This window comes from Aurantimonas aggregata (assembly GCF_010500835.1).
Taxonomy (GTDB): domain Bacteria; phylum Pseudomonadota; class Alphaproteobacteria; order Rhizobiales; family Rhizobiaceae; genus Aurantimonas; species Aurantimonas aggregata.
Genome location: NZ_JAAAMJ010000035.1, coordinates 1 through 19,704, shown reverse-complemented (window position 1 = coordinate 19,704; position 19,704 = coordinate 1). Strand labels below are relative to the sequence as shown.

Below are 19,704 nucleotides of genomic sequence, written 5' to 3'. Positions count from 1 at the left end.
GGCCAAATGCGAGAAACCGACGAAAGAGAAAACACGGAACTTGACCACCACCTGACCAGTCCAACATCATCTAAGCCGGGTCAGTTCTTGATGGAAATCCTGGGTCAGCTCTCAGTGGAAATCAACACTCATCACCTCCAGCGAGCGGAGCAAGCTCGATCCCTTTATCGTAGCCACCGGCGACGCCAGCCCGCGCGATCAGCGCGACCTCATGGAACGGCCCTTCTTCTCGCTGGCCAAGGCCAAGCGCGTCGTGCCGATCCTCTATGAAACCGGCGACGTCCGCGTCGAGGTCTTCGCCGTGCCGGAACATGGCATGGCGACCATCTGGGATGCTGACGTGTTAATCTGGGCCGCCAGCCAGATCGTTGAGGCCGAAAACCTCGGCCTCAAGACATCCCGCTTCCTGCGCTTCACACCCTACCAGCTCCTCATGGCCACGGGCCGCGAAACCGGCGCCCGTGACTACCGGCTGCTGAAGGGCGCGCTGTCGCGCCTGCAATCCACCTCCATCCGCACGACCATCCGCCACGGCGAACATTGGCGTCGGCACCAGTTCTCCTGGATCAACGAATGGGAGGAACTGACCCGCGCCGACGGCCGCGTCGAGGGCATGGAGTTCGTCCTGCCCGACTGGTTCTATCGCGGCGTCATCGACCGGACATTGGTTCTGGCCATCGACCCTGCCTATTTCCGGCTGACCGGCGGCATCGAACGCTGGCTCTACCGCGTTGCCCGCAAACACGCCGGTCGCCAGCCGAACGGCTGGGTGTTCGAGATCCCTCATCTCCATGAAAAGTCCGGCAGCCTGGTGCGGGTTTCCGACTTCGCCCTCCAGCTCCGGCGCATCACTATCCGCCAGCCGCTGCCCGGCTATCGTTTGCGCATCGAGCGCCAGGGGCCGCGTGAACTGCTTAGAATCTTGCCCGCAGAGTTTTCCACAGGGCCTGTGGATAAACCTGTGGAAGCGCTCGGGACTTCGCACGCAAACGGTATCGGGACTTCACACGCAGCGCCATCGGGACTTCGCACGCACGGATCGCAGCTAACCCTCTGGCCCGAAACGGCGATTCCGACCCTTAACTTAGAGTCTAACCCAGAATCTAACTCTTCTTTTGTAGATGGCGCTGTGAACAACAGCGGCGGCGGGCGGCCAAACGGGTCTATTGCACCGATCCAGACCGATGACACCATCCGCCTGCGCGATGGCCGCGAGTGCGGGAGCGCCCGATGATCGTGGCGCTCCTCAATCAAAAAGGTGGTGTCGGCAAGACGACGCTCGCCCTGCATCTGGCGGGCCAATGGGCCAGCGAAGGCAAGCGCGTCACCCTGATCGATGCCGATCCGCAAGGCTCGGCGCTGGACTGGTCGCAGCAGCGGGCACGTGCGGGCCTGCCACGCCTGTTCGGCATTGTCGGCCTGGCCCGCGACACCCTGCATCGCGAAGCGCCCGAACTGGCCCGCGACGCCGATCACATTGTCATCGATGGACCGCCGCGTATCGCCGGGCTGATGCGCTCAGCACTTCTCGCCGCCGATCTGGTGTTGATCCCCGTGCAGCCGTCACCGTTCGACGGCTGGGCCTCCGCCGAAATGCTGGCGTTGATCACAGAGGCGCGCATCTACCGGCCCGACCTTGCTGCCCGCTTCGTGCTGAACCGCTGCGCCGCCCGCACCGTCATCGCCCGCGAAACGGCTGAGACACTGGCGGATCACGATCCGCCGTTGCTTGCGGCCACCATCGGCCAGCGCATCGCTTTCGCCGACTTGGCGCAAACCGGCCGCCTCGTCTTCGAGGCCGATGCCGACAGCATGGCCGCGCGCGAGATCGCTGCACTTGCCACCGAGGTCGGGAGGCTGTCGCCATGACGAAGCCGCCGCGAAAGCGTGGCTTCGCTGCGCGGCCTGCCGATCCCGAACACTGGATCAAATCGTCCGGCGCCGCCGCGGCAGCGCCGCCGTCGTCACCAGCGAAGGACGGCGCATTCACCGCCCGGCTGACGGTCGACGTCACGCCGGACCTGCGCGGCCGCATCAAGATCGCAGCCTTTCAGCGTGGGACGACTGTCGCCGACATGCTGCGCGAGCTGCTCTCGCGCAAATTCCCACCACCATCAGGAGACCCCTCATGACCGGAAACGCGGCTCCCCGCGTGCGCGGCGGCCCGTCACCGGCCAGCCCCGCACCGTTCACCACCCTCGTCGAACTGACGTGGATCGAAAGGAAGATCGAACACTGGATCAGGTTCGGTCGAGAGAGCTGCGACCAGATCCTCGACCGCAGGCGGCGTGTCGTCGGCTTTGCGCCGAACAGCCTGTTCGCGTTCGTCCGCTGGGCGTCAAATGACTACGGTACGATCATCTCACGCGTCGACATCGTGCGCGCCATTGGTCCCGGCGAGCCGTTCCAGACGCTGCCCTTCGTGCGTCCAGGCGGCGAAATCCTGCTCAAGATCGACGGCTGGCCGAAGGTCGAACGGGTGCTGCAACTGATCGACGCCATCGAGGCGATGGGCCTCGATCCGGTCGATGTCGCACCGGACTATTGGCGGCATGTTCACAACCGACTGACCGCCAGTCACGAGCCGCGCGCATATACCGCCGAACAGCATCAGGCGTGGCTACTGCGGCGGAGGGCGGAACCATGAGCCGCTTCATCTGGGCCGTGGCGACGTTCATCGCCACCAGCGGCGTCGCCGTCTCCACCTGGATAGACGCCCCGACCAAGCTCATCTGGAATGCGTCGGCCAGCACGCCGATCGGGTTCTACATCGTCGAACCGGTGGGACATCTTGAAGTCACCGATCTGGTCGCCGTCGATGCGCCCGAACCGATGGTGAGCTTCCTTGACGACGGGGGTTATCTGCCCCGCAACATGCCGCTCCTGAAGCGCGTGCTGGGTCTTCCCGGTCAGACCGTCTGTCGGACGGGCGTCGCCATCGCCGTCGACGGGATCGAGATGGGAACGGCGCTCGAGCGCGACCGCATCGGTCGACCGCTGCCGGCCTGGCAGGGCTGCCGTGTGATCGCCGACGGCGAAATCTTCCTGATGAACTGGGAAGTCCCCGACAGCCTGGACGGTCGGTATTTCGGCCCGATCCCGTCGGTTTCGATCATCGGTCGCGCGGTTCCGCTGTGGACCGACAATGACGGCGAAGGCCGCTTCGAATGGCGCGCGTCAACGCGGTGAACGCCACGCCTGCGGCGGGCGCACCGCTCGCCGCCAGCTCTCCCACCGCAACAGGAAGGAACCAACCCATGCCGCAGATCGGTCAATTCACCCGCGAGGAGACGGGTTTTATCGGGCGCATCCATACGCTCACTCTTTACCGCGAACTCACCATCGTTCCGGCCGAACCATCGGACGCCGAGAACGCGCCGGACTACCGCATTATGCACGGCGGTGATGACGATGCACCGGAGATTGGAGCGGGCTGGAAGCGCACCGGCGAGAAGGCTGGCGACTATGTATCACTGCTGATCGACGATCCCGCTTTCGCTCAGCCATTCCGCGCCAACCTGTTCCAGAACGGCGACGATGAAACTTCATGGTCGCTACACTGGAACCGCCAGCCCAAGCGCAGCGAGCGGGAGTGACCGATGGGCCTCCCTCGCACAAGATCCGCCAACACCATTGCGACCGGACGGCTTCCCGCCGTCCGGCGCAGCGCCCTCCTTCTCCTTTCCGGCCTTCTTCTCATCGTCACGCCGCCAGTTGTCACACAGGCGCAGAGCGTGCCGGTGACGCGATCGTCGACGGCCGATCCGCATGCCGCCTTCGTCACCGAAGCCTCGCAGCGCTTCGGCATTCCCGAGCACTGGATACGCGCCGTTCGCCGCGTCGAAAGCGCCGGTGACGTGCGAGCCATATCGTCGGCGGGCGCGATGGGGCTGATGCAGGTGATGCCCGCGACCTGGGCCGAATTGCGCGCCCGTTATCGCCTCGGCAACGACCCCTACGATCCGCGCGACAACATCATGGCGGGCACGGCTTACTTGCGTGAGATGCACGACCGCTACAGTTCGTCGGGCTTCCTCGCGGCCTACAATGCCGGTCCCGGTCGCTACGAGGAATACCTCGCAGGCCGCCCCCTCCCGGCAGAAACCCGCGCCTATGTCGCCACGCTCGCGCCCCTTGTCGGTGCGGGCGAAATCGCTCCCGACAATTCTGGTGCTGTCGTTGTCGCTGCCGTCGATCCGCATGTCTGGCGGCGCGCGCCGTTGTTCATCGCGGGCTCGGACGGCCCATCTTCTGCCATTCCCGTGCAGACTGATGCCGCTTCTGTCGACGCTCCGGCTGCAACGACTGTGCGCGACGTTTCGGGGATATTACCGCAATCGGGCAGCCTGTTTGTCGCCCGATCAGGTGCAGGAGGCCCGCAATGACGGGTTTCGCGGTGTGGCGCAGCGTGGCGTGCTTTTGGAAAGGAGGTGCGGGATGGCAGGGGTGGAGACAGGTAACGACAGGCAGAGGGCAAGATAAAAGCGCCATGTCCACCGTCGCCCAAGTCTCTGACTTGGCTTGGTTTTTGTCGTGCCGGTCGGTCGGGAGCAGTGCCGCTGATCGCGTTTTATTCAATGATTACAAGGCTGTTTCCGGCACCGTGCCCGTCTTGGCCTGCTGGAGGGCGCGGCCATGAGCCAAGGCGACAGCGACTTCAATGTCCGGCCAGGGCGCATCAAGAGCACCCGTGGCGGCAAGCCCAAGAGCTTCATCAATCAGGTGCTGCGCGCTGCGAAGAAGGCTGGCCACACCGGCAGCGGCGGGGTGTCACGATCTGGCGGCGGGACAGCGGCGCGAGGCCGTTCGACCTTCGGGCGCGGCCGCAACACGTTCAGCCGCAACCGCCTGTTTGGCAGCAACCGCCGTGTCGTGGTCACCGCCCGGATCGCCCGCCACTCCGGCAAGGCGTTTCGCTCCGCCCCGCTCTCGGCGCACCTGTCCTATCTGAAGCGCGAGGGCGTCACCCGAGACGGGGAAAAGACGGTGATGTTCGATGCCGGCAGCGACCTCGTCGATGACATAGCCTTCACTGAACGTTGCAAGGATGATCGGCATCATTTCCGCTTCATCGTCTCGCCCGAAGACGCCGGCGACCTGACCGACATTCGCGCCTTCACCCGCGATCTCGCCAGCCAGATGCAATCCGATCTCGGCACCAAGCTCGATTGGGTGGCCGTCGATCACTGGAACACCGACAACCCGCACGTCCATCTGATCGTGCGCGGCGTCGACGAAACCGGCGCAGACCTCGTGATCTCGCGCGACTATATCAGCCGCGGCCTACGCTCTCGCGCCGAGGATCTCGTCTCCATCGAACTCGGCCCAAAGCCCGAACACGAAATCCGCAACGCCCTGGACAGGGAGATAACGGCCGAGCGCTGGACGCGGCTCGATGTCGAGATACGCATCGCCGCCGACGAGACCGGCTTCATCGACCTGCGGCCGGAAAATCCTGGTACGGCCGATCCCGAACTCCGACGCCTGATGGTCGGCCGCCTTCAGCATCTGGAAAAGATGGGCCTCGCCTCGCCAGCCGCACCGGGGGAATGGATGGTCGGGCTGGAGGCCGAGCGGTCCCTGCGCGATCTCGGCATGCGTGGTGACATCATCAAGACCATGCACCGCGCCTTCACCGAGCGCGGTCAGGATCGCGGTGTCGCCGACTATGTGATCGACGGCGGCACGGCCGGGACACCCGTCATCGGCCGGCTCGTGGACAAGGGCCTTCAGCATGAACTGACCGGCGAAGCCTATGCCGTGATCGACGGCATCGATGGCCGCGCCCACCATGTTCGTTTCCGTGGCATCGAGGCGTTCGAGCATTCCCCGCCCATCGGCGGCATCGTCGAGGTCCGCCGCTTCGGCGGCCCCGAGGACCCGAACCCGACTGTGGTCCTGGCCAGCCGTTCCGACCTCGACCTCAACCGGCAGATCATGGCGCCGGGCGCCACCTGGCTCGATCATCGCCTGGTCGAGCGTGAACCAACCTCGCTTGCCATGGGCGGTTTCGGGCGCGAGGTCCGCGACGCCATGACGGCCCGCGAAGACCATCTGACTGAGGAGGGCCTCGCCCGCCGTCAGGGTCAGCGCATCATCCCGCAGCGCGATCTCCTCAAGACGCTGCGCCAGCGTGAGCTGGATGCCGTCGGCGCGAGGCTCTCGACCGAGACCGGCTTGCCGCACCTGAAGGCACAAGCGGGCGAGCATGTCGCCGGGGTCTATCGCCAGCGCCTGACGCTCGCATCCGGCCGTTTCGCCATGATCGACAACGGGCTTGGCTTCCAGCTCGTGCCCTGGAGCCCACCGCTCGAAAAGAAACTCGGCCAGCACATCGCCGGCGTCGCCAACGCTAGTGGCGGCATCGACTGGAGCCTTGGCCGCAAACGCGACCTCGGCGTGTAACGCCGGGCACGGACATCAACCGCAACGAAGAAGGGACAACGCCAATGTCCGCGACCAAAATACTCTGGGGCCAAATCCTCGTCGTTTTCCTGATCGTAATCATGTCGATCTGGGGCGCGACACAATGGACGGCCTGGCAGCTTGGCTTTCAACCTCAGCTCGGCACGCCCTGGTTCGATCTGGCGGGGATGCCAGTCTACTACCCGCCGATGTTTTTCTGGTGGTGGTATGCCTATGAGGCCTATGCCCCCGGGATTTTCAACATCGGCGGGATGATCGCCGCATCCGGTGGCTTTATCGCCATCACTGTCGCCATTGGCATGTCGGTGTGGCGGGCGCGCGAAGCCAAGACTATCGCCACCTATGGCTCGGCCCGCTGGGCGACCCCCGCCGAGGTGAAGGGCGCAGGCTTGCTCGGTCAGGATGGCGTCGTTCTCGGCAAGCTTGAGCGCGATTACCTCCGCCACGATGGCCCGGAGCATGTTCTGTGCTTCGCCCCGACCCGCTCCGGCAAGGGCGTTGGCCTCGTCGTCCCCACCTTGTTGACCTGGCCCGGCTCTGTCGTCGTTCACGATATCAAGGGCGAGAACTGGCAGATCACCGCAGGGTTTCGCGCGCTTCATGGCCGCGTGCTGCTGTTCGATCCGACCAACACCAAATCCGCCGCCTACAATCCGCTGCTGGAAGTCCGGCGTGGCGAGTGGGAGGTCCGCGACGTCCAGAACGTCGCCGACGTGCTGGTCGACCCGGAAGGTTCGCTGGAGAAGCGCAACCATTGGGAGAAGACCAGCCACTCGCTGCTGGTCGGCGCCATCCTGCATGTCCTCTATGCCGAACCGGACAAGACGCTGGCCGGTGTCGCCGGATTTCTCTCCGACCCGAAGCGCCCGATCGAGACGACGCTGGCGGCGATGATGACCACGCCGCACCTCGGCGAGAAAGGCCCGCATCCGGTCATTGCTTCAACTGCGCGCGAGTTGCTGAACAAATCCGACAACGAACGATCCGGCGTGCTGTCCACAGCCATGTCGTTTCTCGGCCTTTATCGCGATCCCGTCGTCGCCGAGGTGACGAGCCGCTGCGACTGGCGCATCGCCGACCTCATCGAGGACGAGCGACCCGCCACGCTCTATCTCGTAGTGCCGCCCTCAGACATCTCACGCACCAAGCCTCTTATCCGCCTGGTGCTCAACCAGATCGGCCGCCGCCTGACCGAGGATCTCCATACCAAGAGCCGACGGCATCGCGTCTTGATGATGCTCGACGAGTTCCCGGCGCTCGGCCGGCTCGATTTCTTCGAAAGCGCCCTGGCCTTCATGGCAGGGTACGGCCTCAAAGCCTTCCTGATCGCGCAGTCCCTCAATCAGATCGAAAAGGCTTATGGCGCCAACAACTCCATCCTCGACAATTGCCATGTGCGCGTCTCGTTCGCCACCAACGACGAACGCACCGCAAAGCGGGTGTCGGACGCGCTCGGAACGGCCACCGAGATGAAGGCGATGAAGAACTATGCCGGCCATCGTCTCTCGCCCTGGCTCGGGCATCTGATGGTTTCGCGCTCGGAGACCGCTCGTCCGCTGCTGACGCCCGGCGAGATCATGCAGCTTCCGCCCAACGACGAGATAGTCATGCTCGCGGCGACCCCGCCGATCCGGGCCAACAAGGCACGATACTTCGAGGACAAGCGGTTCACCGAGCGCCTACTACCGCCGCCGGACCCGGCCAAAACCATACGAACCACGCGGAAAGACGCCTGGACGGAGCTGAAGCCACAAACGCCGGATGCTGCCCTACTTGCCGAGATCCAGAAGACGGAAAAGGACGCCGCCAATAGCGGACTGCGCCGCGAGCCGGAACTACCCGATCACGTCGCTATCGCCAAGGAAAACACGCAGCCCAACCCGTCCAATGAATTCGACATCGTGATGGATGATGAACCGGAAGATGCGGCCCGACAATCCCGCATGCTGCGCCAGCAGATGCGCGGTGTCGCCCGGCAGATCGCCATGGACCCCAATGACAATATGGACCTGTGAGGAAGCCCATGCGCGACCGGATGAACGTCTATCTGCCCTCGGACCTGGTGAAGGGGATTTCCGAACTGGCCGAACGCAAGAAGCTTTCACGCTCCGCCATCGTCGAGGCGGCCGTGGCGTCCTTCCTATCGCCAGATGGCGCCGACAAACGAGAGGCGGCCTTCGCTCGCCGCCTCGACCGGCTGTCGCGGCAGGCGCAGCGCATGGAGCGCGATCTCGGCGTCACCGCCGAAACCCTGGCGCTGTTCGTCCGCTTCTGGCTGACGATCACACCACCGCTTCCTCCCGACGCGCAATCCGCCGCGCAAATTAAAGGGCGCGAACGCTACGAGGGCTTCGTGGAAACACTCGGTCGTCGATTGCAAAAGGGGCAGAGCTTCCTCAAGGAAATACCGGATGATGTCGCCCGATTTTCGCAAGGGGATGAAGAAAAGGAACCACCGTCGACTAACTGAATTGCCTCAACTCCGACCAGATGAAGTCGTCGCGGTCTTTCCGTTTCCCTGTCTTTCCACGCCAGCCCACTACTACGCCCTTGAAGCTGTTGCGCGGGCTTAATTCCTGCCTCTCTTACTCATCCCCGATCCAGGGCTGGCCGAACGGTCCCTGAACGCAAGGGGACGACATGGCGGAATCTTCTCAGACATCACAGGCGACGACGCGAGGCGCGCGCATGCTGCGCACCGCCCTTGGCCCCGCCATCGCCCGGTTTCTGGAAGACCCGTCGATCGTCGAGGTGATGCTCAATCCTGATGGCCGGCTCTGGATCGACAGGCTCTCCGAAGGCCTGTCCGATACGGGCGAGCGGCTGTCGCCAGCGGACGGCGAACGGATTGTGCGTCTGGTCGCACACCATGTCGGCGCCGAGGTCCATTCCGGCGCTCCGCGTGTCTCGGCGGAACTCCCCGAGACGGGGGAACGGTTCGAGGGGCTTCTCCCTCCCGTCGTCGCCGCGCCGAGCTTCGCCATCCGCAAACCCGCCGTCGCCGTCTTCACCCTCGACGATTACGTCGCCGCCGGCATCATGACGGGCGACCAGGCCGAGGCGCTGCGCATCGCGGTCATTGAGCGCAAAAACATCCTCGTCGCCGGCGGCACCTCGACCGGCAAGACCACGCTCACCAACGCCCTGCTGGCCGAAGTCGCCAAGACCTCCGATCGCGTCGTGCTGATCGAAGATACCCGCGAGCTTCAGTGCGCCGCGCCGAACCTCGTGGCGCTGCGCACCAAGGACGGCGTGGCGTCGCTCTCCGATCTGGTTCGCTCGTCGCTGCGCCTGCGGCCCGACCGCATCCCCATCGGCGAGGTGCGCGGCCCGGAAGCCCTTGACCTCCTGAAAGCCTGGGGCACCGGCCATCCCGGCGGCATCGGCACCATCCACGCCAGCACCGGCATCGGCGCGCTTCGCCGTCTCGAGCAGCTCATTCAGGAAGCCGTCGTCACGGTCCCGCGCGCGCTGATTGCCGAGACCATCGATCTGGTCGCCGTGCTGTCGGGCCGCGGAACTCTGCGCCGCCTTGCCGAACTCGCCCGCGTCGAAGGCCTCGGTCCCGACGGCGACTACCGCGTCGTGCCCTCAACCCCCAACCTCACAGGAGAACCAACATGATCCGCCGTGCCCTGCGCGTCCGCCGCCATATCGCGACGGCTGCCGCCGTCACCTATGCCAGCCTGATCCTCGCCCCCGCTGCCCACGCCTCCGGCTCGTCCATGCCGTGGGAAGCGCCGCTGCAATCGATCCTGCAATCGATCGAAGGTCCCGTCGCCAAGATCATCGCGGTCATCATCATCATCGTCACCGGCCTGACGTTAGCCTTCGGCGACAGTTCGGGCGGCGCCCGCAAGCTGATCCAGATCGTCTTCGGCCTCTCGATCGCCTTCGCGGCCAGCTCGTTCTTCCTCAGTTTCTTCTCCTTCGGCGGCGGGGCGCTGGTTTGATGACGGGCCTCAATGACCAGTCCGGCGAAGTACCCGGTTTCTCGGTCCCCGTTCACCGGGCGCTGACCGAGCACATCCTGCTCGGCGGCGCCCCGCGTTCGATCGCCATCGTCAACGGCACGCTGGCCGCAGCCCTTGGCCTGGGCTTGCGCCTCTGGCTGGTCGGCATCGCGCTTGGGCTGCTCGGGCATTTTGCGGCCGTCTGGGCGGCCAAACGCGATCCGATGTTCGTCGATGTGGTGCGCCGCCATCTGCGCATCCCCGGTCATCTCGGCGCCTGAGGAGAACAACCATCATGATGAACCTTGCAGAATATCGTCGCACCGTCACACGACTCGCCGACTTCCTGCCCTGGGCGGCACTGGCCGGAGACGGCGTCGTGCTCAACAAGGACGGCAGCTTCCAGAGAACGGCGCGGTTCCGTGGCCCGGATTTGGATTCCGCTGTGCCGGCCGAACTGGTGGCCGTCGCGGGGCGACTGAACAACGCCTTCCGCCGCCTCGGCTCCGGCTGGGCCATTTTCGTCGAGGCGCAGCGCCATGCCGCCGCCACCTATCCGGCAAGCCGCTTTCCCGATGCGGCATCGGCACTGGTCGATGCCGAGCGCAAGGCCGGGTTCGAGGAAGCCGGCACGCATTTCGAATCCAGCTATTTCCTGACCTTCCTCTATCTGCCGCCCGCCGAAGACGCGGCGCGTGCCGAGAGCTGGCTCTACGAGGGCCGCGAACAATCCGGCGTCGACGCTCGTGAGATCCTGCGCGGCTTCATCGACCGCACCGACAGGGTGATCCAGCTCATCGACGGTTTCATGCCGGAATGCGCATGGCTCGATGACGCCGAGACGCTGACCTATCTGCATGGCTGCATCTCGACCAAACGCCACCGCGTCCGCGTTCCTGAAACGCCGATGTATCTCGACGCGCTGCTCGCCGATCAGCCGCTTACCGGCGGGTTGGAACCGCGTCTGGGCAGTTCGCATCTGCGCATCCTCACCATTGTCGGTTTCCCGACCGCAACCACGCCCGGCATTCTCGACGAGTTGAACCGGCTGGCCTTTCCCTATCGCTGGTCGACGCGGGCGGTGATGCTCGACAAGACCGACGCGACCAAGCTGCTGACCAAGATCAGGCGGCAATGGTTCGCCAAGCGCAAAAGCATCGCCTCCATCCTCAAGGAGATCATGACCAACGAGGCCTCGGCCCTGGTCGATACCGATGCGTCCAACAAAGCCGCCGACGCCGATCTGGCGCTTCAGGAGCTGGGTGCCGATTACGCGGGGCAGGCTTACGTCACCGCGACCGTCACCGTCTGGGACGACGATCCGCGCATCGCTGACGAGAAGCTGCGGCTGGTCGAAAAAATCATCCAGGGCCGCGACTTCACGGCAATGCCTGAGACCATCAACGCGGTGGACGCCTGGCTCGGCTCCTTGCCGGGGCACGTCTACGCCAATGTCCGGCAACCGCCCATCAGCACACTGAACCTCGCCCATATGATCCCGCTTTCAGCGGTGTGGGCGGGGCCGGAACGGGACGAGCATTTTGCAGCGCCCCCTCTGCTCTTCGGCAAGACCGAGGGCTCGACCCCGTTCCGGTTTTCCCTTCATGTCGGCGATGTCGGCCATACGCTGATCGTCGGGCCAACCGGCGCGGGTAAATCCGTACTGCTGGCGCTGATGGCCTTGCAGTTCCGGCGCTATCCGGGCACACAGGTCTTCGCCTTCGATTTCGGCGGTTCGATCCGCGCAGCTGCGCTCGCCATGGGCGGCGACTGGCACGACCTTGGCGGAGGTTTGAGCGAAGACGCCGACGACAGCGTTTCGCTTCAACCTCTGGCCGGCATCCATGATGTCCCCGAACGCGCCTGGGCCGCCGACTGGATCGTCTCGATCCTGACGCGCGAGGGCGTCGGCATCACGCCGGAGGTGAAGGAATACATCTGGACAGCGCTGACCTCGCTGGCGTCCGCGCCGGTTAACGAGCGCACCATCACCGGCCTCGCAGTCCTGCTACAGTCCAACGATCTGAAGCAGGCGCTGCGACCTTATTGCGTCGGAGGTCCCTATGGCCGTCTGCTCGACGCCGAGGCCGAGCATCTGGGCGGGGCATCCGTACAGGCGTTCGAGACCGAGGGGCTGATCGGCACGGGCGCGGCGCCCGCCGTCCTGTCCTATCTGTTCCATCGGATCGGCGACCGCCTCGACGGGTCTCCGACCCTGCTGATCATCGACGAGGGCTGGCTGGCGCTTGATGATGACGGGTTCGCCGGCCAGCTCCGCGAATGGCTGAAGACCCTGCGCAAGAAGAACGCCTCCGTGATCTTCGCCACGCAGTCCCTGTCCGACATCGACGGCAGTGCCATCGCGCCCGCGATCATCGAAAGCTGCCAGACCCGGCTTCTGCTCCCGAACGAACGTGCGATCGAGCCGCAGATCACCGCCATCTATCGGCGCTTCGGACTGAAAGACCGGCAGATCGAGATTCTCGCGCGGGCAACGCCGAAGCGGGATTATTACTGCCAGTCCCGGCGCGGCAACCGCCTGTTCGAGCTGGGTCTGTCCGATGTGGCGCTGGCGCTCTGCGCCGCCTCTTCCAAGACCGACCAGACCGACATTCAGCGCATCGTCGCCGAGCATGGGCGCGAGGGCTTCCTCGCCGCTTGGCTGCGGCACCGCGACGTGGCCTGGGCCGTCGACCTCATCCCCGACCTCAACAACCTGGAGACACCCTCATGATGATCCGCCGTTCCCGCGCGGCCCTTGTCGCCGCGACGATCCTTGCCGCACCGCTGGCGGTCTCACCCATGCTGACCGCCCCGGCATATGCGCAGTTCGGTTTTGGCGGCATCGTCTACGATCCGACCAACTACGCGCAGAATGTCCTGACAGCGGCGCGCACCCTGCAACAGGTCAATCAGCAGATCACCCAGCTTCAGAACGAAGCACAGATGCTGATCAACCAGGCTCGCAATCTGGCGAGCCTGCCTTACTCCTCGATTCAGCAGCTTCAGCAATCGGTCCAGCGTACCCAACAGCTTCTGAATCAGGCGCAGAACATCGCCTTCGACGTCCAGAAAATCGATCAGGCGTTCCAGACCCAATATGGGGCAGCCTCGCTCTCTGCAACGGACCAGCAGCTCGTCGCCGGCGCGCGTGAGCGTTGGCAAAACACTGTGGGCGGTCTTCAGGACGCCATGCGCGTACAGGCCGGCGTCGTCGGCAATATTGACGGGCAGCGCGCCGAGATGTCGGCCCTGGTCGGCCAGAGCCAGGGCGCGACCGGTGCGCTTCAGGCAACCCAGGCTGGCAATCAGCTCCTCGCCCTTCAGGCCCAGCAACTCGCCGATCTCACAGCACTTCTCGCTGCCAATGGCCGGGCCGAGGCATTGTCGGCGGCTGAACAGGCCGCGGCTGCCGAACAGGGCCGTGAGCAGCGCCGCCGCTTCCTGACGCCCGGCACGGGCTACCAGCCGGGCAACGCCCAGATGTTCAAAAACGGCAACTGAGACCCGGAAAGGGGAGCACCATGGACGGCAAGATGCTGGCCCGGTTGGGCGCCATCATATTCGTCGCCGTCGCGATCACCGCGACTGCCATCGAAATGACCCGCAAGGAAGAAGCACCGGCGGCCCCCTCCGCCCGGCAGCTTCAGCCGTCCACCCCCGATCCGCTGCGCGCCGGTCAGCGCCGCTGCCAGCAACTCGGGCAGAAGGCCACCGAAGATCCCGAGTGCCGGCGCGTCTGGACCGAAAGCCGTGATCGATTCCTCGGCACCCCGACGCCTGTCGTGCCGGTCGCTCCCCGTCAGAACGAAGGACAATAATCATGGGCGGCACCGGAGTCATTGACCAGTTCCTGCAGGTCTTCACCAGCTACATCGACAGTGGCTTCGGCCTGCTCGGCGGTGAGGTCGCCTTCATCGCCACGACGCTGATCGTCATCGACGTGACGCTGGCCGCGCTGTTCTGGAGCTGGGGCGCTGATGACGATATCATCGCCCGCCTTGTAAAGAAGACCCTGTTCGTCGGCGTCTTCGCATATTTGATTTCCAACTGGAACAATCTGGCGAAGATCATCTTCGACAGCTTTGCCGGTCTCGGCCTCAAGGCTTCCGGCACCAGCTTCACGACGGCCGATCTGCTGCGACCCGGCAAGGTGGCGCAGACAGGCCTCGATGCTGGGCGGCCCCTGTTGGAGTCGATCTCCGGCCTGATGGGCTACTGGTCCTTCTTCGAGAACTTCATCCAGATCGCCTGCCTGCTCTTCGCCTGGGCCCTGGTGCTGCTCGCCTTCTTCATTCTGGCCATCCAGCTCTTCGTCACGCTGATCGAGTTCAAACTGACCGTCCTCGCAGGCTTTGTTCTCATCCCCTTCGGCCTGTTCGGTAAATCAGCGTTCATGGCCGAGAAGGTGCTCGGCAATGTGATCTCCTCCGGCATCAAGGTGCTGGTGCTGGCCGTCATCATCGGCATCGGCTCGACCCTGTTCGGCCAGTTTACCGCAGGTTTTGGCGGCGCGACGCCCACCATCGATGACGCCATGGCCATCGTCCTGGCGGCCCTTTCCCTGCTCGGCCTCGGCATTTTCGGCCCCGGCATCGCCAATGGCCTCGTCTCCGGCGGTCCCCAGCTTGGCGCGGGCGCCGCAGTCGGAACCGGCCTCGCCGTCGGCGGGGCGCTAATGGCCGGCGCCGGAGCGGCCGGTCTCGCCGCTAAGGGAGGTGCTGCCGCGCTTTCCGGTGGCGCGGCCGCCGTTCGGGGAGGCGCGGCTGCCGCTGGCGGCGCGTCCACCGCTTACAGTCTCGCCTCGGCTGGCCAGTCTGGCGCGGGCGGTGTTGCCGCCGGCCTCGGCGGTGCGGCGAAAGCTGCGGGCAGCGCCGCGATCTCACCGCTGAAGCGCGCCGCATCGAAGGCCACTGAAAGCGTCCAATCCAGCTTCTCGGACGGCGCCAAATCCGCCTTCGAGACCGCTGGTGGTTCCTCGACCATGGGAACGATCGGCGGCGGCGCTGACGCTGCCGGTTCCCCCTCGTCACCCGCAGGCAACGGCCCGCCCGACTGGGCCAAGCGCATGAAACGCTCGCAGGGCATGTCCCACGGCGTCTCCGCCGCCGCCCACGCGGTGCGCTCCGGCGACAGCCATGGCGGCGGCTCCTCCATCAACCTTTCCGAAAGTGACCGCTGATGTTCAATCGTCCCGCAATCCATTACGGCAAGACACCCGAACCCGAGACCCCGTACCAGAAGGCCGCGCAGATCTGGGACGAGCGCATCGGCTCGGCCCGGGTCCAGGCGAAAAACTGGAGGCTGATGGCCTTCGGCTCGCTGCTGCTAGCGGGCGGCTTCGCCGCTGCCCTCGTCTGGCAGTCGGCGCGCGGCACCATCGTTCCCTGGGTCGTGCAAGTCGATAATCTCGGCCAGTCGCAGGCCGTCGCCCCGGCCGTTGCCGATTACCGTCCGACCGACCCGCAAGTGGCGTGGCATCTGGGCCGCTTTATCGAGCAGGTCCGCTCGATCCCAGCCGATGCCATCATTGTGCGCCAGAACTGGCTCCGCTCCTATGAGTTCACAACCGATCGCGGGGCGGCAGCACTCAACGACTACGCGCGCGCCAACGATCCCTTCACCAAGGTCGGCCGGAGCCAAATCGCCGTCGAAGTATCGAGCGTCATCCGCGCATCGCCGGATTCATTCCGCGTCGCCTGGACGGAACGTCACTATGAGAACGGCCAGCTCTCGAGCACGCAGCGCTGGACCGCGATCCTTACGATCGTCGTTCAGCCGCCGCGCGATGCGGAGCGGCTGAAAGCCAATCCGCTCGGTATCTACATCAATGCCATTTCCTGGTCGCGGGAGATGAGCCAATGACCCGCGCCGTCCACGTCTCGAATAGGCCGGGAAAGAGAGGCGTGGCCGTGGCGGCCGTGCTCCTGGCTGCAATCATGCTTGCCGGTTGCGCAACAATGAAAAAGCCCCCGGAAATCAGCTACGACGCCGATGTTCCACCGCTGCCCGCCGTCGCGGCGGTGGTAACGGAACAGGCGCCGCGGCCCCTGCATGTGCCTCCAGCATGGACGCCGAGCCGCGGTGGGGCTTCGGCTGGCACGCCGACCGGGCGCGTCGAGAACGCCAACGCCGCCGCCCGCGTGGAACCGAGGCACGACGGCTATTACAACGCCATCCAGATCTACCCATGGAGCGACGGCGCCCTCTATCAGGTCTATGCCGCCGTCGGGCAGATCACCACGATCGCCCTGGAGCCAGGCGAAAGCCTGACCGGCGCGGGACCGATCGCCGCTGGCGATACCGCCCGCTGGATCATCGGCGACACCGAAAGCGGTTCAGGCCTCACCCGCCGCGTGCAGGTTCTGGTGAAACCCACGCGCGCCGAAATCTCGACCAACCTTGTCATCACCACGGATCGCCGGACCTACATGATTGAGCTGCGCGCCCGCGAGGCCCTCTATATGCCGGCCGTTGCCTGGGCCTATCCCCAGCAACCGGCATCGCAGCGCCAGTCAGTGCCGACCACACCCATCATTCCGGCCGTAGCGGCTCGGAACCATCGTTATGGTCTCACCGGCAGCAATCCGCCGTGGAAGCCGGTCTCCGTCTTTGACGATGGTCGACGTGTCTATGTCGAGTTCCCGCGCGGTATCGTTCAGGGCGAGATGCCGCCACTCTTTGTCATCGGGCCGGACGGCGAAGCGCAGATCGTCAACAGCCGCATCCACCAGAACATCCTGATCGTCGACCGCCTATTCGGCGCTGCCGAACTGCGCCTTGGCGGCGGCGACCGTCAGCAGACTGTCAGGATCGTCCGCACCGACGGAAGGCCAGCATCATGACCCCTATCGTTTCCACAGCGAACAGTCAGCCGAATATGGAGGGTGATGACAATGCCCTGCCTTTGACCGGCGAACCTGCCGCCCCTATGCGACTGCGCGCCGACGCTCCCCGCGTCACGCGCATCTCGCGCAAGGTGCTTGCCAGTGTCGGTCTTGTTGCCAGCATCGGTATTGGCGGGGCCCTGATCTATGCGCTGCAGACCCGCGACGCCGGCTCAGGCAATGAGGAGCTTTATTCCGTCGACAATCGCGCGACGGCGGATGGCATCGCCGGCCTGCCACGCGACTACACCGGCCCAATCCTCGGGCCTGCATTGCCCGGCGATCTGGGGAGACCGATCCTCGACGCTCAGAACCGCGGGCAGCCGATCGCACCGCCGGCCATCACGACACCCAACGTCGATCCGGAGGAGCAACGCCGGATGGCCGAGGAGGAAGCTGCACGGCTGAGCCGCGTCTTCTTCCAGACCGCGCCTGGTACTTCGACGGTAGGGGCGACAGCTGGCAGCGCTTCCCCGAACCTTGCTGGATTGGGCCTGTCCGGTCAGCCAGGCACGCCCACAGCCCAGGACCGCCAGCTTGCCTTCCTCAACGCGGGCGTCGACCGCCGAACCGTTGCGCCGGATCGAGTCATGGCGCCGGCATCGCCCTATGTGCTTCAGGCGGGTGCAGTGATCTCAGCGGCCCTCATCACCGGCATCCGCTCCGACCTGCCAGGGCAGATCACGGCACAGGTGACGGAGAACATCTACGACAGTCCGACCGGCCGTATGCTCCTTGTGCCGCAGGGCACCCGCATCATCGGCGAATACAGCAGCGATGTCGGCTTCGGGCAGCGCCGCGTTCTCCTGGTCTGGAACAGGCTCATCATGCCCAACGGTCGCTCCATCGTGCTGGAGCGGCAGCCAGGCGCCGATGGGCAAGGCTATGCCGGCCTGGAGGATGGGGTCGACTATCACTGGTGGGATCTCGCCAAGGCAGCGGGCTTATCGACGCTGTTGGCTATCGGCACTGAGCTGGCCGTCGATGATGACGACCGACTTCTGAGCGCCATCCGCAATGGAGCACAGGACACCATCAACGACGCCGGCCAGCAGATTGTTCGGCGTCAACTCAATGTGCAGCCGACGCTCACCATCAGGCCAGGCTTCCCCGTCCGCGTGATCGTCACTCGCGATCTCGTCGTTGAGCCCTATGGAGGATGATATGACCAAGCTGAAACTCGGCCCGATCACAGAGGACAAACCCATCAAGGTGACACTTGAATTTCCGGCCGCCTTGCATCGCGATCTTGTCGCATATGCCGAGGCGCTGGCCAGAGAGAGCGGTCAGCCTGTTACCGATCCAAAACGGCTGATCGTGCCGATGTTGGAGCGGTTTATTGCGACGGATCGAGGATTTGCGAAGCTTCGTCGGATCGGTTCCGCGCCCCACTAGGAAAATCCCCGGAGCGTTTCGACATCACCTTGGCCAGACTGAGAAGGCGCCGGAAGGCGGGATTATCGTTTTTCGGCGACCAGACCGCGCAAAAGGGCAGGATCTCGCCGGCGAGCGGGCGATAGGCAACACCGGGGAACTGCGCCGCAATCGTTGCTTCGCTGGTCAGCGTCAGGTTGTTTCCTCCGGCGACGATCTGCATCAGCGTGTCGCGATAGACCGCTTGTCGCTGAATTTTGGGGGAATGGCCGAGAGAGGAAAGGTGCTTCACCAGATAGTCGTGAATTTCCGGCCCTGGCTGCGCCTCGCTCACGATGAAACACTGCCCATGGAGGTCACGCCACGCGATCTCCTCCTTTCCGGCCAGTTCGTGCCTGGTCGGCATCACGACATAAATCCGCTCGTTCCACAGATGCGCGAGGTCACAATCCTCGGCCGAGGTGGTCCCCGTCAGAAATGCGACGTCCAGCCGGTGCTGCCGCACGGCTGGAATATGATCGGTTGGCCCGCCTTCAATATACTCAAGCCGGACCCCAGCATGACTGGCCTTGTAGGCTTCCAACAGTTCGGCCAAGAAGCCCGACGCCAGCGACGAAATTAGACCGATCCTGATGACGCCATTCTGGCCCTTCCCACTAGCGCCAGCGTCCTGCGCAGCATAGTTCACTTGGCCCAACGCCTTGCGCACCCGATGGAGGAATTGCTCGCCAGCGAAGGTGAGAATGACGCCGCCCGGTCCACGAATGAACAGGGCCACGCCGATCTCATCTTCCAATTCGCGGATGCGACGGCTGACTGCGGCTGGATCAACGCCGAGCTGCCTGGCGGCGCGGCGTATCCCGCCATGTTCCGCCGTGGCGATCACGTAGCGGAGATGACGGAGTTCAAAGCAGGTTTTATCCGCAGCCGTCATCTTAGAGCCCGATTCGAAAGTTGGTCAATGATATGAGGGTCTTGCGATCCTCCGGGTTAGCATGCGGATGGAAGCGATATTGGCCCATGCGGTTGTGCTTTCGATGGATTTCTCCCAGTCCTTAGCCAGT

Annotated in this window: 22 protein-coding genes and 1 pseudogene; 21 read left to right on the top strand and 2 right to left on the bottom strand. The window is 64.7% G+C overall.

Going from position 1 to position 19,704, the window contains the following annotated elements; translation table 11 throughout:
- Positions 1-211: 211 nt before the first annotated feature.
- The 21 genes from GTW51_RS21880 to GTW51_RS21780 all read left to right on the top strand — a co-directional run bounded on the left by GTW51_RS21880 (position 212) and on the right by GTW51_RS21780 (position 18,661).
- Entirely contained in the window at positions 212-1,234 is a 1,023-nt protein-coding gene (locus GTW51_RS21880; protein WP_246233342.1) for a replication initiator protein A, read from the top strand.
- Entirely contained in the window at positions 1,231-1,869 is a 639-nt protein-coding gene (parA, locus tag GTW51_RS21875; RefSeq protein ID WP_144295293.1) for a ParA family partition ATPase, read from the top strand. Before GTW51_RS21880 ends, parA begins: the two co-directional genes overlap by 4 nt.
- A complete protein-coding gene (locus tag GTW51_RS21870) occupies positions 1,866-2,132 on the top strand; it encodes a ribbon-helix-helix protein (RefSeq protein ID WP_144295292.1) in 267 nt (88 codons plus the stop codon). Before parA ends, GTW51_RS21870 begins: the two co-directional genes overlap by 4 nt.
- A complete protein-coding gene (locus tag GTW51_RS21865) occupies positions 2,129-2,647 on the top strand; it encodes a DUF2840 domain-containing protein (protein WP_144295291.1) in 519 nt (172 codons plus the stop codon). The genes GTW51_RS21870 and GTW51_RS21865 overlap by 4 nt, the downstream gene beginning before the upstream one ends.
- Positions 2,644-3,189 (top strand): S26 family signal peptidase, encoded by a 546-nt coding sequence (locus tag GTW51_RS21860; RefSeq protein WP_144295290.1) that lies wholly within the window; start codon positions 2,644-2,646, stop codon positions 3,187-3,189. Before GTW51_RS21865 ends, GTW51_RS21860 begins: the two co-directional genes overlap by 4 nt.
- Positions 3,190-3,257: 68 nt before the next feature.
- A complete protein-coding gene (locus tag GTW51_RS21855) occupies positions 3,258-3,596 on the top strand; it encodes a DUF736 domain-containing protein (RefSeq protein WP_144295313.1) in 339 nt (112 codons plus the stop codon).
- A gap of 3 nt (positions 3,597-3,599) precedes the next feature.
- Positions 3,600-4,385 carry a lytic transglycosylase domain-containing protein gene (locus tag GTW51_RS21850; protein WP_163046159.1) on the top strand — a complete coding sequence of 262 codons (786 nt, stop codon included), beginning with the start codon at positions 3,600-3,602 and terminating at the stop codon, positions 4,383-4,385.
- A gap of 250 nt (positions 4,386-4,635) precedes the next feature.
- Positions 4,636-6,405, top strand: a complete 1,770-nt coding sequence (locus GTW51_RS21845) for a relaxase/mobilization nuclease domain-containing protein (protein WP_163046158.1) — start codon at positions 4,636-4,638, stop codon at positions 6,403-6,405.
- Between the two features lie 44 nt (positions 6,406-6,449).
- Positions 6,450-8,441: a conjugal transfer protein TraG gene (locus tag GTW51_RS21840; RefSeq protein WP_163046157.1), complete on the top strand. Its 1,992-nt coding sequence runs from the start codon at positions 6,450-6,452 to the stop codon at positions 8,439-8,441.
- Between the two features lie 8 nt (positions 8,442-8,449).
- Positions 8,450-8,896 carry a ribbon-helix-helix domain-containing protein gene (locus GTW51_RS21835; RefSeq protein ID WP_163046156.1) on the top strand — a complete coding sequence of 149 codons (447 nt, stop codon included), beginning with the start codon at positions 8,450-8,452 and terminating at the stop codon, positions 8,894-8,896.
- Between the two features lie 170 nt (positions 8,897-9,066).
- Positions 9,067-10,050, top strand: a complete 984-nt coding sequence (trbB, locus tag GTW51_RS21830; RefSeq protein ID WP_163046155.1) for a P-type conjugative transfer ATPase TrbB — start codon at positions 9,067-9,069, stop codon at positions 10,048-10,050.
- Positions 10,047-10,379, top strand: a complete 333-nt coding sequence (locus tag GTW51_RS21825; RefSeq protein ID WP_035102145.1) for a TrbC/VirB2 family type IV secretion system protein — start codon at positions 10,047-10,049, stop codon at positions 10,377-10,379. Before trbB ends, GTW51_RS21825 begins: the two co-directional genes overlap by 4 nt.
- Positions 10,379-10,660: a VirB3 family type IV secretion system protein gene (locus GTW51_RS21820; protein WP_163046161.1), complete on the top strand. Its 282-nt coding sequence runs from the start codon at positions 10,379-10,381 to the stop codon at positions 10,658-10,660. Before GTW51_RS21825 ends, GTW51_RS21820 begins: the two co-directional genes overlap by 1 nt.
- 14 nt (positions 10,661-10,674) lie before the next feature.
- Positions 10,675-13,113 (top strand): conjugal transfer protein TrbE, encoded by a 2,439-nt coding sequence (gene trbE, locus GTW51_RS21815; protein WP_163046154.1) that lies wholly within the window; start codon positions 10,675-10,677, stop codon positions 13,111-13,113.
- Positions 13,110-13,883, top strand: coding sequence for a P-type conjugative transfer protein TrbJ (gene trbJ, locus GTW51_RS21810; RefSeq protein ID WP_163046153.1), 774 nt, complete (start codon positions 13,110-13,112; stop codon positions 13,881-13,883). Before trbE ends, trbJ begins: the two co-directional genes overlap by 4 nt.
- A gap of 20 nt (positions 13,884-13,903) precedes the next feature.
- The gene (gene trbK-alt / locus GTW51_RS21805; RefSeq protein WP_144295277.1) at positions 13,904-14,200 is read left to right on the top strand and encodes a putative entry exclusion protein TrbK-alt; all 297 of its coding nucleotides are present in this window, start codon (positions 13,904-13,906) and stop codon (positions 14,198-14,200) included.
- 2 nt (positions 14,201-14,202) lie between these two features.
- Positions 14,203-15,561: a P-type conjugative transfer protein TrbL gene (trbL, locus tag GTW51_RS21800; RefSeq protein WP_163046152.1), complete on the top strand. Its 1,359-nt coding sequence runs from the start codon at positions 14,203-14,205 to the stop codon at positions 15,559-15,561.
- A complete protein-coding gene (trbF, locus tag GTW51_RS21795; protein ID WP_163046151.1) occupies positions 15,561-16,244 on the top strand; it encodes a conjugal transfer protein TrbF in 684 nt (227 codons plus the stop codon). Before trbL ends, trbF begins: the two co-directional genes overlap by 1 nt.
- Positions 16,245-16,318: 74 nt before the next feature.
- On the top strand, positions 16,319-17,224 hold the full coding sequence (gene trbG / locus GTW51_RS21790; protein WP_425483303.1) for a P-type conjugative transfer protein TrbG: 906 nt from the start codon (positions 16,319-16,321) through the stop codon (positions 17,222-17,224).
- Between the two features lie 35 nt (positions 17,225-17,259).
- Positions 17,260-18,429, top strand: coding sequence for a TraB/TrbI/VirB10 family type IV secretion system protein (locus GTW51_RS21785; RefSeq protein WP_163046160.1), 1,170 nt, complete (start codon positions 17,260-17,262; stop codon positions 18,427-18,429).
- 1 nt (position 18,430) lies between these two features.
- The gene (locus tag GTW51_RS21780) at positions 18,431-18,661 is read left to right on the top strand and encodes a DUF2274 domain-containing protein (RefSeq protein ID WP_163046149.1); all 231 of its coding nucleotides are present in this window, start codon (positions 18,431-18,433) and stop codon (positions 18,659-18,661) included.
- Here the strand turns inward: GTW51_RS21780 and GTW51_RS21775 are convergent.
- Together GTW51_RS21775 and GTW51_RS21770 are read right to left on the bottom strand one after the other, a co-directional pair.
- The gene (locus tag GTW51_RS21775) at positions 18,603-19,574 is read right to left on the bottom strand and encodes a LysR family transcriptional regulator (RefSeq protein WP_163046148.1); all 972 of its coding nucleotides are present in this window, start codon (positions 19,572-19,574) and stop codon (positions 18,603-18,605) included. The two genes, GTW51_RS21780 and GTW51_RS21775, sit on opposite strands and share 59 nt — an antisense overlap.
- Positions 19,575-19,598: 24 nt before the next feature.
- Positions 19,599-19,704 (bottom strand): annotated as a pseudogene (locus GTW51_RS21770) (IS5/IS1182 family transposase); the annotation flags it as partial.